Source organism: Micromonospora sp. ABR4_055 (assembly GCF_056160425.1).
Genome location: NZ_JBSWXD010000157.1, coordinates 1 through 15,612, shown reverse-complemented (window position 1 = coordinate 15,612; position 15,612 = coordinate 1). Strand labels below are relative to the sequence as shown.

Below are 15,612 nucleotides of genomic sequence, written 5' to 3'. Positions count from 1 at the left end.
CCCCCCCCCCCCCCCCCCCCCCCCCCCCCCCCCCCCCCCCCCCCCCCCCCCCCCCCCCCCCCCCCCCCCCCCCCCCCCCCCCCCCCCCGCTCGGTCTCAAAAGGGCGGTGTCACCAGCTGAGGTACCAGGGCTGGGTCTGCACGTTCAGCTCCGGGAACCGGACCAGCTTGGCGCTCGCCGTCCGCCAGTCCTTGAGGTCCAGCACATCCAGGCCCTTCTGGATGTCACTGGAGTAGATGTAGCCGTTGTAGTAGTACGTCGACCATGGTCCGCCGGTGACCATCCGGGTGTCCGAGACCGGTCCCCGCTCCCAGTAGGCGATCTCCTGCGGCCTGGCCGAGTTGGTGAAGTCCCAGACCGAGATGCCGCCCTGGTACCAGGCCTGGACCATGATGTCGCGGCCCAGGACCGGGATCAGCGAACCGTTGTGGGCCACACAGTTCTCGGTCGACCCGTTGGTCCGGGGGATCTTGAAGTAGCTGCGGAAGACCAGCGTCCGCGCGTCACCCGTACCGGTGATGTCGTAGATGGCGTTGGCTCCCCGGTCCGGACCGATGGTCGGGTTGCAGGTCGCCGCCCCGCCGCCGCCGAGTTCGTCGGTGAAGACCACCTTGGTGCCCGAGTTGTTGAACGTCGCCGAGTGCCAGAAGGCGAAGTTGGTGGTGTCCCGGACCTGGTGGATGACCCGGGGCGCCTCCCGGTCGGAGATGTCCAGCAGCACGCCGTCGCCCATGCAGGCGCCCGCCGCGAGGTCCTTCTGCGGGTACGCGGTGATGTCGTGGCAGCCGGTGGTGGTGGAACTGCCGTTGCCACCCGGGTTGCCGCCGTCCGGGAAGATCGCCGGGGTGGCCACCACGGCCGCGTCGGTCGGCTTCTTCAACGGCACCTTGACGATCGAGATCAGGTCGTGCGGTGGCTGGCAGTCCGGGAAATTCGTCGACGGACTGTACGACGACACGTAGAGGTACACGAACGCACGGCTCTTCGCCGGCACCAGGGTGTGGGTGTGTGAGCCGCAGTTCGTCTCGACGGACTTGACGTACCGGGGGTTCTTCTTGTCCCGGATATCGAAGATCTTGATGCCCTCCCAGGACTCCTTCACCGACGCGGACTGGGAGGTGCTGGCGCAGGAGTCGTCACTGCGCGACGAGTCTGTGGACAGGAACAACAGGTCACCGTGGACCGACACGTCGTTCTGCCCACCCGGGCAGACCACCTGCGACACCAGCCGCGGCCGCCGCGGGTTGGCGATGTCGTAGATCACGAAACCGTTGTAGTTGCCGACGAAGGCGTACCTGCCCTGGAAGGCGAGGTCCGAGTTCAACGAGGACTCGGTGTCGAACGGCGCGGGCTTGGGCAGGCTGGCGATCTGGCGCAGGTTCCGACTGCTGTCGATCTCGTCGACGCCGAGTCCGGGGTCGTCGGTGCCCGCCGCCGACGCCTGGGCCAGGCACAACTCGACCGCCAGCGCGTCGGTGGCGTCGGCGCACTCGACGTCGAACGGGGTCCCTGCATGACTCGGTGTCGCCAACGCGGTGCTGCCGAACAGGACGGCGATCGCCGCCACTGCCACCGTCCGGAGCTGCCGCGGCCCTCGTGGGGAACGTCTGATCATGTGCGGCACCCTTCGAAAGGGATTGATGATGCTGCGACGATACCGCCGAGTTCCCGACATCGATGTGACAGTAATCACATCGATACATGGAGTTAGCCGGATAGCATCGCGACCGTCCACCTCGGGAGGTCCGATGTCCCGACTGTCACTCGGCCGGCACCGGCGGCTACTGGCACTCGCCCTGATCCCGGCCGTGGTCGTCGTCGCGGTGGTCGTGCTACGGACCACCGCAACGACCTCGGCCACCACCAACGACGCAGCGACCGGGTCGGCGGGAACGTCCACCGGCACGGACGCACCGCCGGTGATCCTTCCCGGCCGGCCCGGCGAGCCGGCCGAGCTGCGCCCCGGTGCGGACGTGACCATCGATCCACCGCAGTACAACGCGCTGGACACCTGGTACGTCCAGATGATGATCCCGCACCACACCCAGGCCGTGCAGATGGCAGCGCTCGCCGCCGACCGCAGTGCCGACCCAGGGGTACGGGCGTTCGCCGACCGCATCCGGGCTGGGCAGGCCGCCGAGATCGCCGTACTCCGGCAATGGCTGCAGGACCGGCGGCTACCCGCCGGTGAACACGACCACGACACGATGCCCGGGATGCAGACCGAGCAGGCCGTCCGGGAACTGGCGGCCGCCCGGGGAGCCGAGTTCGACCGGCTCTTCGTGGCGATGATGACCGACCACCACCAAGGTGCCGTCGAAATGTCCGACCGGGTGCTCACCGGCGGCAGCGACGTGACCGTCGAGGAACTCGCCACCTCGATCGCGGCCGAACAGGCCGTCGAGATCAACCGGATGCGGGACCTGCTGGACAGCTGAACCGGCACCCACCGCATCGCGCGGGACCGGGTCACGCGGGACCGGCCGCTGTGCGGCGAGCTAGCGGCGGGCCAGCGCGTCCAACCCGTCCGACCGGCGAATGCCCTCATCGGCGGCCGCCACCTCCCCGACGTGGCGCAGCAGAGCCGTGCCGTGACGCAGGCCCGCCACCCCCACGCCGAGGCCGACCAGCTCCACGATCAACAACGGGACGCCGGCCAACGACGTCGGACCGGAGGTACGGATCAAGCCGGCGAGCAGGAACAGCCCACCCATCGCCGTACTGATCAGGTTGAACCGGACCAGCGAGGAGCGGACCGGACCGGACGGCTCGTCCCAGAGATCGACCAGACCCACCGCCACGGTCAGCGCCATGGCGGCCAGCCCGGCGACCAACGTCCAGTAGCCGACCTCACCGAACAGGTCGGGTGCCCCGGCCACCACCGAGATGTCGAACAGGGCCGCACAGACGAACAGTCCGAACGGCAGGGTCACCAGCATCGGCTGGATCGGCTGGCCGGGCACGCGGAATTGCGCCTGCATCGCCCTCACGCCCTTCCCACTGGTCGCACCGGTCACACCGCCGGTGCTACCCGAGTATCTCCCGCCGCGAACCCACCCGCCATTCACCGCTGCTGGCTGTCGGCCCGCAGCACCGACGCCACCAGCCGCTCGGCGACCTCCGGCAACGGCATCGCGGTCGCCTCGGCCGCCTCGCGCAGCACCGCGAGCGCCTCCGCGGCCGGGCACCGCCGCTGGGTCATCACGATGCCGATCGCCGGGCCGATCACGTCGCCGTACTCCGGACGGTCGGCGTCGGCCCCGCCCGCCGCCCCGCCGCGACGCCGGTCCCGCACCGCTGCGAGGAGCAGTCCGGCGTGCTCGGCGAGGAGCAGGGCGGTCAACTGCTCGCCGACACCGAGCGCCCCGACCCGCTCCGCGTACAGGTTGATCGCACCGATCGCCTCGTCGTCGACGTCCACCGGCGCGCAGAGCACGGAACGGATCCCCCGGTCGACCGCCGCCCGGCTCCACTGCGGCCAGCGCGGCGAGTCGGCACCCGGATCGGCCAGCACGATCTCGCGGTCCCGGATCGCGGTCATCGCCGGTCCGTCGGAGGCGTACTGAAGCTCATCCAGATCCTTGACCAGTGGATCGGACGCCGCCACCGAAGCGGGCCGGCCGGCCCGGAGAAAGCAGACGCTCGCATACGTCACCCCGGGCAGCGCGGATCGGGTGGTGCGGGCGAGATGCTCCACCGCCTGGTCGAAATCGGTGCACCGGATCATGCCGGCGGTCAGCTCCCGCAGCAGGGCGGCGGTCTCCAGTACGGCCAGCCTGCTGTCCGCCGAGTCGGCCTGGGTCAACGTGATCGCGCCCTGGCCGCGCTCAGCGGCGGCCGCTGCCACTGAGCCGGCGGCCAACGGAGGAGATCAGCCGGTCCAGTTCGGAGCCGAACGGGTTGTCGTGCACCAGGTAGGTCCAGGTCGCACTGGGCCGTACCAGCTGGGCCTCGTCAGGCTGCCAGTCCTCGTCGAACTCGGTCTGCTCGAACGTCGCGACGGTGCGGGCCTCGATCTCCGGGATCAGCTGGTTGAACGCGGGCACGGCAGCCCGGTGGAACTCGTCGAGTGGATCGAGCCGGCCGAGCGCCCGCAGATGCACACCCTCGCGCACCTCGGACAGTTCGGCGAGGTGTTCGGTCCAGAGCCGGTCCAGGTGGTAGAGGGCGATCGAACGGGCCGCCCGCGACAGCAGGTCCTCGTCCATCTCGGCGCACCGCTGCGGGAACCGGTCCATCAGCATCAGCGCGGCGACTTCGGTGGTCAGCAGCCGCTCCCGCCGCTCAGCGAGCGCCTTGCGCTGCTGTTCGATCACCACGCTGTAGCGCCAGGTGTTCCGGTGGATCTCGTAGTCGACACCCTCGGCGATCCGCTGGGCGTGTTCGATGGCGAAATCCACCTGCTCGTCCTGGACGATGCCGTCGGGCGTCATCCGGGGCGAGGGTGGGATCGCGTCCGGGGCGTGCCGGACGACCAGGTCGTCCTCCAGGCTGACGAAGAACACCGAACCACCCGGGTCGCCCTGGCGACCGGCCCGGCCGCGCAACTGGTTGTCCACCCGCCGGCTGTCGTGCCGACCGCTGCCGATCACGTACAGCCCGCCCAGCTCCGCGACCTGGTCCCGGTCGGACTGGTCGCTGCCGCCGAGGCGGATGTCCACGCCGCGCCCGGCCATCTGGGTGGACACCGTCACCGCACCCAGCGCGCCGGCCTCGGCGATGATCGCGGCTTCCTCGTCGTCGTTCTTGGCGTTGAGTACCACGCAGGGCACACCGGCCTCCCCCAGCGACGCAGCCAGGCTCTCCGACTCCTTGACGTCGAGGGTGCCGATCAGCACCGGACGCCCGGTGGCGTGGGCCGAGCTGATCTCGGCGACCAGCGCCTCGTCCTTCTCCGCGCGGGTGGCGTAGATCCGGTCCGACTCGTCGGTCCGTACGCACGGGGTGTGTGGCGGGATCACCGCCACCTCCAGCTTGAAGAACTCGCGGAGCTGGTCGCCGACGAGGACCGCCGTCGCGGTCATCCCGCACAGGGTGCGGTACGCCGCGACGAACGCCTGCACGGTGATGGTGCCGAGCACCTCACCCTCGGCCGTGGCGTTGAGACCCTCCTTGGCCTCGACCGCCGCCTGCAGCCCGTCCGGCCACCGGCGGCGCTGCGCCACCCGACCGCGCATCTCGTCCACCAGCTCCACGGCGCCGTCGCGGACGATGTAGTCGACGTCGCGGTGCAGCAACGCGTGGGCGTGCAGGGCGACGTGGATCGCGGACAGCTGCCCGACGTTGTCGTCGGCGTACAGGTCGACGCCGTCCAGCTTGGCCTCGACCGCGGCCAGCCCGGCGGAGGTGAACGCGACGCTGCGGCCGTCGTCGGCGACCTCGTAGTCCCGGCCGGCGCGCAGCCCGCGTACCAGCGCGGCGGCGGTGTGCACCGGGTCCTGTTCACCGACGACCGCCCCGGCCAGCACCATCGGCACCCGGGCCTCGTCGATGAGGATCGAGTCGGCCTCGTCGACGATCGCCGTGGACAGCGGCGGCTGGACCCGGTCGGCGATGTCGGTGACCAGCTGGTCACGCAGGAAGTCGAAGCCGGCCTCGCTCACCGAGACGTAGGTGACGTCCCGCTGGTACGCGGTGCGCCGCTGCTCGGGGCTGCTGGCCTCGGTGACCCAGCCGACGGTCAGCCCGAGCAACTGGTAGACCGGCGCCATCCACTCGGCGTCGCGGCGGGCGAGGTAGTCGTTGACCGTCAGCACGTGCACCGGGCCGTTGCCCCGCCGCACGTGCCCGTAGGCGGCGATCGTGGCGGTCAGGGTCTTGCCCTCACCGGTGGCCATCTCCGCGACCTTGCCGGCCAGCAGGGACATCGCGCCGAGCAGTTGCTCGTCGAACGGCCGCTCGCCGATGGCCCGCCGGGCAGCCTCCCGGCCGACTGCGCAGAGGTCGACGAACTCGCTGGCCCGGCCGGCCTCGGCGGTCAACTCGGCGTCGTCGAGCGCCCGCAGGTCGTCCTCCCGGCCGGCGATGTCGGGGAGCAGTTTCGCCAACGGAGCGAGGTCGACCGTGCTGCCCGGCCGCTGGAGGAAACGCCGGAACCGACTCTTCAGACGCTGCGACACACCCATGACCGTCAACGCTACGCGACGCGTCCGGCTCGCGGTGCCCCACCCGCCCCAGGACGCTCAGCCGTGGCGGCCGAACCCCGATCGGACGACGCATACCGCCCGCCGGGTGGGGTAGCCAGCAGCTGATCGAGTGTCGTCACGGGGGTGGATCATGGGGTACGCGCGAACGGCCGTCGCTCCCACGGTTGCGGACTGGACCGCCCGTCGCACCGGGTCGGCGGGCCGGTGGACGCCCTGGGAACTGGCCATGGCCAAGGCCAGGTCCGGCCGACGGGTGAGCGTCGTACTGCCGGCCCGCAACGAGGAGGCCACCGTCGGCGCCATCGTCGAGTCGATCGTCGGGAACCTGGTGGACCGGGTGCCGCTGGTCGACGACGTGTTGGTGGTCGACTCCCGGTCCGACGACAGTACGGCGGCCGTGGCCGCGGCCGCCGGCGCCCGAGTCGTCGGCCAGGACGAGATGACCCGGGGCCTGCCGCGGCTGGAGGGCAAGGGCGACGCGCTCTGGGCCGGGCTGGCCGCCGCCGACGGGGATCTGATCGCCTTCGTCGACGCCGACCTGCGGGAGTTTCAGCCTGCCTTCGTGACCGGGCTGCTCGGCCCGCTGCTCACCGACGAGTCGGTCAGCTTCGTCAAGGGTTTCTACCACCGGCCGCTGGTCCGGTCGAGCGACGTCGAGGCGGATGCCGGTGGCCGGGTCACGGAGATCATGGCCCGACCGCTGTTCAATCTCTTCTGGCCGGACCTGTCGGGATTCGTCCAGCCGTTGGCCGGCGAATACGCCGGCCGACGCGACGTGCTGGAGCAGATCCCGTTCGTCTCCGGCTACGGGGTGGAGACCGCGATGCTGATCGACCTGCTCGACGTCTGTGGGCTGGACTCCCTGGCCCAGGTCGACCTCGGCGAGCGGCGGCACCGGCACCAGAGCACCGAGGCGTTGGGACGGATGTCCGCCCAGATCCTGTTGACCGCCTGGTCGCGGCTCTACCGCAAGGGCTGGGTGATCTCGGAACGTCCGCCCGGCGGTCTACTCACCCAGTTCCGCCGCGGCGAGGCCGAGGCACTGAGCAATCTGGAACGCGAGGTCGTCGTCAGCGACGTGTCGGTCCAGGAACGGCCCCCGCTGGGCCAGCACCGGCGGGCGCTGGCAACCGCGGCTGCCGGCTGACGCCGAGCCCGGCCGGACCGCCGACCGGCTATTTGCTTCCCGCGCTCGGCTTGGTGGCGTGGAACACGATCAGACCGACCACCAACCCGACCAGTGCGATGGCACCGGAGTTCGATGTGTCGTCCCCGGCTCCGGAGAGGCCGAAGGCGAACGTTCCCGCGCCTGCGACGATCGCTGCGACCAGGCGGTTTCCACGTTGCTTCACGGTCGGCACGCTATCGGCGCCGGTGACGCCGCCGGCACCGGCCGGCACGGGTTCCCCCGATCGAGGTGACCAGCGGGACGCGGCTCAGGCCACGGCGAACAGCGGTGCCAGGCCGGCCACGGTCAGGCTGCGTCGCACGTAGGGCTGCGGCCGGACGAACCGTAGCCGTACCGCCGCGCGGCGGGCGGCCTCGTGGCTGGCCAGCAACGCGGCGATGCCGGCGGCGTCGACAAAGCCGACGCCGTCCAGGTCGACCAGGACCTCGGCGTCGCTGCCGGCGGCCCGCACCGCGTCGACCAGTCCGGCGCGGACCCGTTCGGCTGCCTCCCGGTCGAGTTCGCCGGTCAGGCCGATCTCGGTTCGGCCGTCAACGCGGTGCACGGAGATGGTGAGCGCGGCGTCGGTCGGCTCCGGCTGGGCGATCCCGGACTCCCACCGGGGCGGGGCGTCGGTCAGCATCGCCTGGCGCAGCCAGGTCAAGGTCCGGGACAGCAGCCGGGAGACATGCATCTGGGAGATGCCGAACTCGGCGGCGATGTCCGACTGGGTGTAGTTGCCGTAGAAGCGCATGGCGAGGATCCGGCGTTCCCGAGCCGGCAGCCGGTAGAGCAGCCCGCTGACCGTGAGCCGGTCGTCGACGGACTCCAGGTCGGCGTCGAGGGCGCCGAACATGTCGCCCAGCTCGGCGGGTCCGTCGTCGCCGACCGGCCCGTTCAGCGACGCGGGCGTGTAGCCGGCGGCGGATTCCAGGGCCGCGAGGATGTCCTCTTCGGAGGTGTCCAGCCGCTCGGCGAGTTCGGCGACGGTCGGCGACCGGGACAGCTCGCTGGTCAGCACCGCGGTCGCCTGGCTCACCTCGATGGTGAGGTCCTGCAGCCGGCGGGGCACGTGCACACCCCAGGTCCGGTCCCGGAAGTGGCGTTTGATCTCTCCGGTGATGGTCACCGCCGCGTAGGCGGTGAACGAGCCGCGGTCCGGGTCGTAGCGGTCCACCGCCTTGACCAGCCCGAGCCGGGCGACCTGCTCAAGATCCTCCAGCGGCTCGCCGCGGCCGCGGTAGCGTCGGGCCAGCCGACCGGCGAACGGCAGGGCCAGTTGGACGAGCTCCTCCCGCAGGTCCCGGCGCCGGCTCTCAGCCTGGTCGGCGAACCGGGCCGCGTAGGACAGAGCTGCTCCGTCGAGGTCCTCCAGCGCGTGTTCCGAACGAGTTACCGTACGCCTTTGTCCGGACATTTCGCCCCTCCCCGGTGATCCGGCCCTGAGCTCCGCATTCCGGCACATTGATCGGGTCGCGGGGGCGGGGGGGCCCCTGCCTCGACGCCCTCACTAAGCCGGACCCTACTGGCAGTGACGACGCCACCCGATCCGAATGCCATGAAAATTCCACGCCGAGGACGGCGTCCGACGCACCGGCCGTGCGTTCAACTGGTGACCGGATCGGAATACCGCAGCACGGCGCCGACCCCGCCATCCAGATCAGCGTCACCGGGCCCGACCAGCACCAGATCGGCGTCGGTGGCCGCCAGTGCGCGCAGCAGCGCCGCGTCGGCGCGGACCTCGCAGGGCTCGTCCACCGCCATGACGGCCAGGTCGGCCGGATCCAGGGCGATCTGGGTCGGCTCCGGACCGATCCAGACCCGCTGGGTCGAGGAGGGGTCATCGACCAGCAGCAGCGTGTCGACCTGAGCCCGCTGCAGCGCGTCGACCACGGCGGGCAGACCATCGCCCCGGCCCTGTTGCGCGCCGTAGCGGTCCAGTGCCCGGTCGGTGTGCTCGGCGGCCACCGCGGCGATGGCCTGGATGGTGGCCTCGGTCAACGGCTCGGGATCGGCACCCACCGCGCGCGACCCGGCATCGGTCTGCACCGTACGCGACTGCCAGCGTCTCGGTAGTTGGCCGACCAGAAGTTGGCGTGCGTCCGGGTCGCCGGCGACCACCAGCGCCTCGGCCCCGATCTGGTCGGCCAGCGCTGCCGTCGCCGCGGCGCTGGCACCGGCGTTGCGCCGCCACGACACCTCGGCCGCCCGCTGGAACCGGGCCTGGGACCAGGCCCCTGGTTTCACCTTGCGGATCGGGTGGGCGGCCGGGCCGTCGACGCCGGCCTGCCGGGGCAGCCCGCCGGCGCTGACCGCGTCGATTTCGGCCCCGGTGCGACTAACCAGTACCCGCAGCCAACTGATCTCCTCGCCCCGCTGAGCGACCAGCGGCATCGCGTGCGGCAGCGGGCCGACCGTGGCGAGGTCACGCTGGGGCGGTGCCGGCAGATAGTTGTGCAGCACCACCTCGCCGCTGGCGGCGCTGAGCGCGAGACCGTACTCACCGGTGCGGGGCACATGCCGGGTCACCGCCGCGCCGAGCGCCGCGACCGACGCCGGATCGGCGCCCTGCTGGTCCAACTGATCACGCAGCGCCCGCCAGCGCAGTTCGAGCGCGTCCACCGCGTCCTCGGTGTCGTGTGAGGCGTCCAGGTATACCGACGCCCACGGTCCGGGCCGGGCGTAGAGCGGCCGCAGGAAGGACAGATCCATGACGTACCCCCCTCTCTCCACCGGCATACCCGGACAGCTCGACTAATCACCTCAAATCAACCACCACCTCCCCCATGAACCCATTCATTCACGGCATTCACTCGACTATCTCGATACAATGCGTGAACAAACACAAACATTGGGTGGTGATGGATGGATCCCGAACTGTTCCCTGAGCGAGCCGTCCACCGGCCCGGGCCGATCATCACCGGACACGTGGTCCGTCTGGTCGGCGGCTACTCCCGGCCGATCAAAATCGGTCAGCCCGTCCTGATCGGAGTACTCGCGGCGGCCGGGGTGATCCGAGCACTCGGGGCGGCGCTCGCCTCGGTCCGCCTGGCCGGAAGCGGCTCCACCGCCGCTCGCCGCAAGTGGAAGGAACTGCGCAACGGGCCGGAGTTCCTGGTGACCCCCCTGCACATCCGGGACACCACCGGGGTGCTGTGCGAGATGGAGATCCACGGACATGTGCCGCAGAGCGCCCTTGACCCGGCCGACCACGTGCAGGTGACGGTACGCCGACAGAAGGACCCCGAGCTGCCACCCAGGGTGGAACGCATCGTCAACCTCACCACCGGCCAGTTCCTCACCCCACGGACCCCGACCGTCTGGTCGCACCTCGGTCCGGCGCTGCTGTTCCAGGCGGTCCTCGGGCTCCTCTTCCTGGTCGCACTCGCCGGGCTGGTCGTCATACTGGCCTGACCGTTTGTGGCCACCACCCGGAGATCCACTCCGGTTCCGTCCTCCGCCTGACGGAGGAACCCCGGCACCGGGGTACTTCGTGAGACGGAGACAACTGCCCCCCGACGGGGTGAGGGTGACGGGCGTCGGGTGAGGGATCATGGGACGATGACGCGCCAAGGGTGCCGACGGGCCCGGTCGTGACCGACTTACTGATCTCCGTGGCCTTCGCTGTCGCCTCCGCCGGCGCGTACGCCCTCGGCGCCGTGGTCCAGGAACGGCTCGCCGTCCGGCTCGGGGCCCAGACCCCCTGGCGGGCGATCGTCCGGGCGCTACTCCGGGCCCGGCGCTGGTGGCTGTCGGTGGCGCTGAACGCTGCCGGCGCGCTGCTGCACGTTGCGGCGCTCGCGTACGGCCCGCTGTCGGTGGTACAGCCGCTCGGTGTCCTGACCCTCGTGCTGGCCCTGCCGATCGGCGCCGCGTTCACCGCCCGGCGGGTCGCCGCCCGGCAGTGGGTGGGGGCTGCGGCGACCGTGCTCGGTCTGCTCCTGCTACTCACCCTGACAGTGCCGGGCAGCGGCGACGGGATGACCGCAGCGGACGGCACCGTCCTGATCGTGGCCAGCGCCGTCGTGCTCACCGCGATGATCGCCGGCACTGCGGCGCTGCGGCGCCCGGTGCCCCGCAGCCTGCTCTACGCCACCGGCGCCGGCGTCGCGTTCGCCGTCGCATCCGCGCTGACCCACGCGGTGACCCGCGAGTACGCCGAGCACTCAGTGGCCGCCCTGATCGGCCCGACCGTGCCGGCCATCGCCGCGATGGCCATCGCCGGGGTGCTGCTGTCACAGCTCGCCTACCGCGGCGGCGGCCTTGGCGCGCCGCTGGCCACGGTCACCCTGGCCAACCCGGTCGCGTCAGCGGTGATCGGGGTGGCGCTGTTCGGGGAACGCTTCGCTGACGGGCCGCTCGCTATGGTGCTGCTGGTGAGCGCCTGCGGCACCGCCGGTGTCGGGATCCTGCTGCTGGCACCGCCGACCGCAGCGACCGACATCGCCGACCCGATGGACCCGGTCTCCGACCGGCCGCGTCCGCTGGCGCTCTGCCGCCGCTGACCGCCGGCCGGCCGGGCATCAGGGGCACCGGCGACCCGAGGTCGAGTGTCTTCGGTCACCTCCGGTACCTACAGGATGCGAATCCGGTCGGGATGTCGTTTCCTTGAGTATGGCGGCACCACGCACCGCAGCGTGGCAGCCCACCCGCCACCGGCCGTCGGCCACCTCTTCTCAACCGCGCCACGGCCATCGGCCACCGCTCGACCTCGTCGCGCAGCACCAGATCACCGCCGCAACACCCTCTCACCGCCTGTCCTGCCGTCACCGGCGCCGGCGCACCCGCACCTGTTCGAATGAATGGAGAAGATCGCGATGCCCCTGCGGGTCGGCGACCAGTTCGCCAACGCACTGGTCACTCAGGACGGCCTGTGCCGTCCGGTCCCGACGTCCCGACCGCACCCCCCGCTGCCGGCCGGCGGTGACGCCGCCGACGGACGCCGACGGATCCTGATGCTGTCCTGGGAGTACCCGCCGGTGCTGGTGGGCGGACTGGGCCGGCACGTGCACGCCCTCTCCGTCGCCCTGGCCAACGCCGGCCACGAGGTCACCGTCGTCACCCGCCACGCCACCGGCGCCCCCCTCGAGGAATACGCCGACGGCGTCCGCATCATCCGCGCCACCGAGGACCCACCCCTGTTCCCCCTGGCCACCCCCAGCCTCCTCGCCTGGACCATGGCCTTCAACCACACCCTCACCCGCGCCGCACTCCGCGCCACCCAGACCGCCGAATACGACGTCATCCACGCCCACGACTGGCTCGTCACCCACACCGCCGTCACCCTCAAGGAACACCTCGACATCCCCCTCGTCGCCACCATCCACGCCACCGAGGCCGGCCGCCACCAGGGCTGGCTCCCCGACGAGATGAACAAGTCCATCCACTCCATCGAACACTGGCTCGGCCACGAGTCGTGCCGGGTGATCACCTGCTCGGCGTACATGCGCGACGAGGTGCTGAGCCTGTTCGGGGTGCGCCCGGACCGGGTCGACGTGGTCGCCAACGGAGTGGACGCCCGCCGCTGGCAGGTGCCGACGGACGCGGTCACCGCCGCCCGGGCACGGTTCGCCGGCGACGGGCCGCTGGTGTCGTTCGTCGGCCGGCTGGTCTACGAGAAGGGCGTCCAGCACCTGATCGCCGCGCTGCCCCGGCTGCGCCGTCAGCACCCCAACCTGCGGCTGGTGATCGCTGGCGACGGACCGTACCGCTCCGAACTGGAGGCCGACATCGACCGGCTCGGGCTATGCGACGCCGTCACGCTGCCCGGCTTCCTCGGCGGCACCGACCTGCCGGCCCTGATGGCGGCGTCGGACTGCTTCGCGGTGCCCAGCGTCTACGAGCCATTCGGCATGGTGGCGTTGGAGGGCGCTGCAGCCGGCGCGCCGCTGGCTGTGTCGGCCACCGGCGGGCTCGCCGAGATCGTCGAACCCGGGGTCACCGGAATGACCTTCCAGCCGAAGGACCCGGACGGACTGGCCGACGCCGTCGGCGCCCTGCTGGCCGACACGACGCTGGCCCGGCAGGTTGCCCGGCGGGCCCGCCGGATGGTCCACGACCAGTACGGCTGGGCTGCGATCGCGCACCGCACCGCGGTGACCTACTCCGCCGCGATCGTCCAGTCCTCGGCGTTCGCCACCGAACGGGCAGCCGCCCGAATGGCGCAGGGACAGGCCACTATCGTCATCCCGGACGGAAACCTCCTCGCCGGCGCGGGGAGCAGATGACCGCTACCCGGGAGGCTGCCCTGACCGAGACGATCGGCGACATCGACCTGCACCTGTTCGCCGAAGGACGCCACGAACAACTGTGGCGGATGCTCGGCGCCCACCCGCAGCCCGGCGGATGCCGGTTCGCGGTGTGGGCGCCGAACGCCCGCCGGGTCCGGGTGATCGGCGACGGTCCCGGCTGGGGCCCGTACGACGGCCAGGAGTTGGACCGGCTCGAATCCGGTGGCGTGTGGGCCGGTTTCGTGCCGGGCGTCGTCGCCGGACAGCGCTACAAGTACCGCGTCCAGGGGTGCGACGGCTCCTGGGCGGACCGGGCCGACCCGATGGCGCAGGCCACCGAGGTGCCGCCCCGGACGGCCTCGGTGGTGTACCAGTCCGGGTACGTCTGGCAGGACGCGGACTGGTTGCGCAACCGGCGGGGTGACCACCACGCCCGGCCGATGTCCGTCTACGAGGTGCACCTCGGCTCGTGGCGCCCCGGGCTCAGCTACCGGGAACTGGCCGACCAACTGGTCTCCTACGTGTCGGACCTGGGCTTCACCCACGTCGAGTTGATGCCGGTGATGGAGCATCCGTTCGGCGGCTCCTGGGGGTACCAGGTGACCGGCTACTACGCGCCGACCTCCCGGTTCGGCACCCCGGATGACTTCCGGCATCTGGTCGACCGGCTGCACGGCGCGGGTATCGGAGTCCTGCTGGACTGGGTGCCGGCGCACTTCCCCCGCGATGCCTGGGCCCTGGCCCGGTTCGACGGCACCGCGCTGTACGAACATCCGGATCCGCGCCGTGGCGAGCACCCTGACTGGGGCAGCCTGATCTTCGACTATGGCCGGCGGGAGGTACGCAACTTCCTCGTCGCCAACGCCCTGTACTGGCTGGAGGAGTTCCACGTTGACGGGCTGCGGGTCGACGCGGTCGCCTCGATGCTGTACCTGGACTATTCGCGGGGGCCGGGCCAGTGGCTGCCCAACGACTCCGGCGGCAACGCCCACACCGAGGCGATCGAGTTGCTCAAGGAGCTCAACGCGACCGCGTACCGGCTCAATCCGGGCGTCGTGATGATCGCGGAGGAGTCCACCGCCTGGCCGGGGGTCACCAGACCCACCGACTGGGGCGGGCTCGGCTTCGGGCTCAAGTGGAACATGGGCTGGATGCACGACACGCTGAGCTACCTCGCCCGCGATCCGGTGCACCGCAGCCACCACCACGACGAGATGACCTGGCCGGCGGCGTACGCACACACCGAGCAGTTCCTGCTGCCGATCAGTCACGACGAGGTGGTGCATGGCAAGGGCTCACTGACCGCGAAGCTGCCCGGCGACCGGTGGCAGCGGCTGGCCGGGCTACGCGGGCTGCTTGCCTACATGTGGGCGTTCCCCGGCAAGCAACTGCTGTTCATGGGCAGTGAACTGGCCGACGAGCAGGAGTGGAGCGAGCAGCGCGGGCTCGACTGGTCACTGGCCGCAGACCCGGCGGCCGGCGGGGTTCTCAATCTGCTCCGGGACCTGAACGCGGTCTACCGGCAGTGCCCGGCGTTGTGGGAGCTGGACGTGACACCGGGCGGATTCGGGTGGATCGACCACACCGACCGGCAGGCCAACGTCGTCTCGTTCCTCCGGCGCGCCCGCGACGGTAGCGTCCTGGCCTGCGTGGTCAATTTCTCCGGGGTGCCCCGGCACGGATACCGGATCGGACTGCCGCAGCCCGGCCGCTGGCAGGAGACGATCAACACCGATGCCGAGTGGTATGGCGGATCGAACGTCGGCAACCTCGGGGCCGTCGTGGCTGACGGTGCGCCACTGCACGGTCAGCCGGTGTCCGCTGGGCTGCAGGTCGGGCCGTTCGCCACGGTCTGGCTGCGCCCGGACCCGGTGGCGCGGACCGACGGCGGTGGCGGCCGACCAGCGACCGAGACGGCCGAGACGCGCGCCGGCTGACAGTCCGACGCCGTTGGGGGGGGGGGGGGGGGGGGGGGGGGGGGGGGGGGGGGGGAGGAGGGGGGGGGGGGGGGGGAGGGGGGGGGGGAGAGCCTTTGGTGCCTGAACACCGGCTGGGGGGGCAGGGGGG

14 protein-coding genes are annotated in these 15,612 nt (G+C 71.3%); 7 read left to right on the top strand and 7 right to left on the bottom strand.

Annotation, left to right across the window (positions count from 1 at the left end):
- Positions 1-110: 110 nt before the first annotated feature.
- Positions 111-1,616: an LVIVD repeat-containing protein gene (locus ACXAHD_RS26700; RefSeq protein WP_289212801.1), complete on the bottom strand. Its 1,506-nt coding sequence runs from the start codon at positions 1,614-1,616 to the stop codon at positions 111-113.
- 133 nt (positions 1,617-1,749) lie between these two features.
- Here ACXAHD_RS26700 and ACXAHD_RS26695 point away from each other — a divergent pair, with 133 nt between their 5' ends.
- The gene (locus tag ACXAHD_RS26695; protein ID WP_281554775.1) at positions 1,750-2,439 is read left to right on the top strand and encodes a DUF305 domain-containing protein; all 690 of its coding nucleotides are present in this window, start codon (positions 1,750-1,752) and stop codon (positions 2,437-2,439) included.
- Positions 2,440-2,499: 60 nt separating this feature from the next.
- Here ACXAHD_RS26695 and ACXAHD_RS26690 read toward each other — a convergent pair whose 3' ends face one another.
- From ACXAHD_RS26690 to secA2, 3 genes are all read right to left on the bottom strand, one after another.
- Positions 2,500-2,982 (bottom strand): DUF2231 domain-containing protein, encoded by a 483-nt coding sequence (locus ACXAHD_RS26690; RefSeq protein ID WP_281554774.1) that lies wholly within the window; start codon positions 2,980-2,982, stop codon positions 2,500-2,502.
- An 83-nt stretch (positions 2,983-3,065) separates the two neighbouring features.
- A complete protein-coding gene (locus ACXAHD_RS26685; RefSeq protein ID WP_475054008.1) occupies positions 3,066-3,863 on the bottom strand; it encodes a GAF and ANTAR domain-containing protein in 798 nt (265 codons plus the stop codon).
- On the bottom strand, positions 3,829-6,126 hold the full coding sequence (secA2, locus tag ACXAHD_RS26680; protein ID WP_281554773.1) for an accessory Sec system translocase SecA2: 2,298 nt from the start codon (positions 6,124-6,126) through the stop codon (positions 3,829-3,831). Before secA2 ends, ACXAHD_RS26685 begins: the two co-directional genes overlap by 35 nt.
- A gap of 151 nt (positions 6,127-6,277) precedes the next feature.
- On the opposite strand from secA2, the gene ACXAHD_RS26675 reads away from it, so the two are divergent.
- Positions 6,278-7,294 (top strand): glucosyl-3-phosphoglycerate synthase, encoded by a 1,017-nt coding sequence (locus ACXAHD_RS26675; protein WP_281554772.1) that lies wholly within the window; start codon positions 6,278-6,280, stop codon positions 7,292-7,294.
- 28 nt (positions 7,295-7,322) lie between these two features.
- Here ACXAHD_RS26675 and ACXAHD_RS26670 read toward each other — a convergent pair whose 3' ends face one another.
- From ACXAHD_RS26670 to ACXAHD_RS26660, 3 genes are all read right to left on the bottom strand, one after another.
- Positions 7,323-7,547: a hypothetical protein gene (locus ACXAHD_RS26670; protein WP_281554771.1), complete on the bottom strand. Its 225-nt coding sequence runs from the start codon at positions 7,545-7,547 to the stop codon at positions 7,323-7,325.
- A 36-nt stretch (positions 7,548-7,583) separates the two neighbouring features.
- Positions 7,584-8,732 (bottom strand): SigB/SigF/SigG family RNA polymerase sigma factor, encoded by a 1,149-nt coding sequence (locus ACXAHD_RS26665; RefSeq protein ID WP_281554770.1) that lies wholly within the window; start codon positions 8,730-8,732, stop codon positions 7,584-7,586.
- A 188-nt stretch (positions 8,733-8,920) separates the two neighbouring features.
- Positions 8,921-10,027, bottom strand: coding sequence for a baeRF2 domain-containing protein (locus tag ACXAHD_RS26660; RefSeq protein WP_281554769.1), 1,107 nt, complete (start codon positions 10,025-10,027; stop codon positions 8,921-8,923).
- A gap of 153 nt (positions 10,028-10,180) precedes the next feature.
- Between ACXAHD_RS26660 and ACXAHD_RS26655 the strand changes: the two genes are divergently transcribed.
- From ACXAHD_RS26655 to ACXAHD_RS26635, 5 genes are all read left to right on the top strand, one after another.
- A complete protein-coding gene (locus tag ACXAHD_RS26655) occupies positions 10,181-10,729 on the top strand; it encodes a hypothetical protein (protein ID WP_281554768.1) in 549 nt (182 codons plus the stop codon).
- 179 nt (positions 10,730-10,908) lie between these two features.
- Positions 10,909-11,820, top strand: coding sequence for a DMT family transporter (locus ACXAHD_RS26650; RefSeq protein ID WP_289212800.1), 912 nt, complete (start codon positions 10,909-10,911; stop codon positions 11,818-11,820).
- Between the two features lie 312 nt (positions 11,821-12,132).
- Positions 12,133-13,542 (top strand): glycosyltransferase family 4 protein, encoded by a 1,410-nt coding sequence (locus ACXAHD_RS26645; RefSeq protein ID WP_289212799.1) that lies wholly within the window; start codon positions 12,133-12,135, stop codon positions 13,540-13,542.
- The gene (glgB, locus tag ACXAHD_RS26640) at positions 13,539-15,482 is read left to right on the top strand and encodes a 1,4-alpha-glucan branching protein GlgB (RefSeq protein WP_289212798.1); all 1,944 of its coding nucleotides are present in this window, start codon (positions 13,539-13,541) and stop codon (positions 15,480-15,482) included. The genes ACXAHD_RS26645 and glgB overlap by 4 nt, the downstream gene beginning before the upstream one ends.
- On the top strand, positions 15,436-15,588 hold the full coding sequence (locus ACXAHD_RS26635; protein ID WP_475054001.1) for a hypothetical protein: 153 nt from the start codon (positions 15,436-15,438) through the stop codon (positions 15,586-15,588). Before glgB ends, ACXAHD_RS26635 begins: the two co-directional genes overlap by 47 nt.
- Positions 15,589-15,612 lie beyond the last annotated feature (24 nt).

Coding starts and splice junctions, on each gene's coding strand:
- ACXAHD_RS26700 (WP_289212801.1), bottom strand. CDS start 1,616: ATGATCAGACGTTCCCCACGAGGGCCGCGGCAGCTCCGGACGGTGGCA.
- ACXAHD_RS26695 (WP_281554775.1), top strand. CDS start 1,750: ATGTCCCGACTGTCACTCGGCCGGCACCGGCGGCTACTGGCACTCGCC.
- ACXAHD_RS26690 (WP_281554774.1), bottom strand. CDS start 2,982: ATGCAGGCGCAATTCCGCGTGCCCGGCCAGCCGATCCAGCCGATGCTG.
- secA2 (WP_281554773.1), bottom strand. CDS start 6,126: ATGGGTGTGTCGCAGCGTCTGAAGAGTCGGTTCCGGCGTTTCCTCCAG.
- ACXAHD_RS26675 (WP_281554772.1), top strand. CDS start 6,278: ATGGGGTACGCGCGAACGGCCGTCGCTCCCACGGTTGCGGACTGGACC.
- ACXAHD_RS26665 (WP_281554770.1), bottom strand. CDS start 8,732: ATGTCCGGACAAAGGCGTACGGTAACTCGTTCGGAACACGCGCTGGAG.
- ACXAHD_RS26660 (WP_281554769.1), bottom strand. CDS start 10,027: ATGGATCTGTCCTTCCTGCGGCCGCTCTACGCCCGGCCCGGACCGTGG.
- ACXAHD_RS26655 (WP_281554768.1), top strand. CDS start 10,181: ATGGATCCCGAACTGTTCCCTGAGCGAGCCGTCCACCGGCCCGGGCCG.
- ACXAHD_RS26645 (WP_289212799.1), top strand. CDS start 12,133: ATGCCCCTGCGGGTCGGCGACCAGTTCGCCAACGCACTGGTCACTCAG.
- glgB (WP_289212798.1), top strand. CDS start 13,539: ATGACCGCTACCCGGGAGGCTGCCCTGACCGAGACGATCGGCGACATC.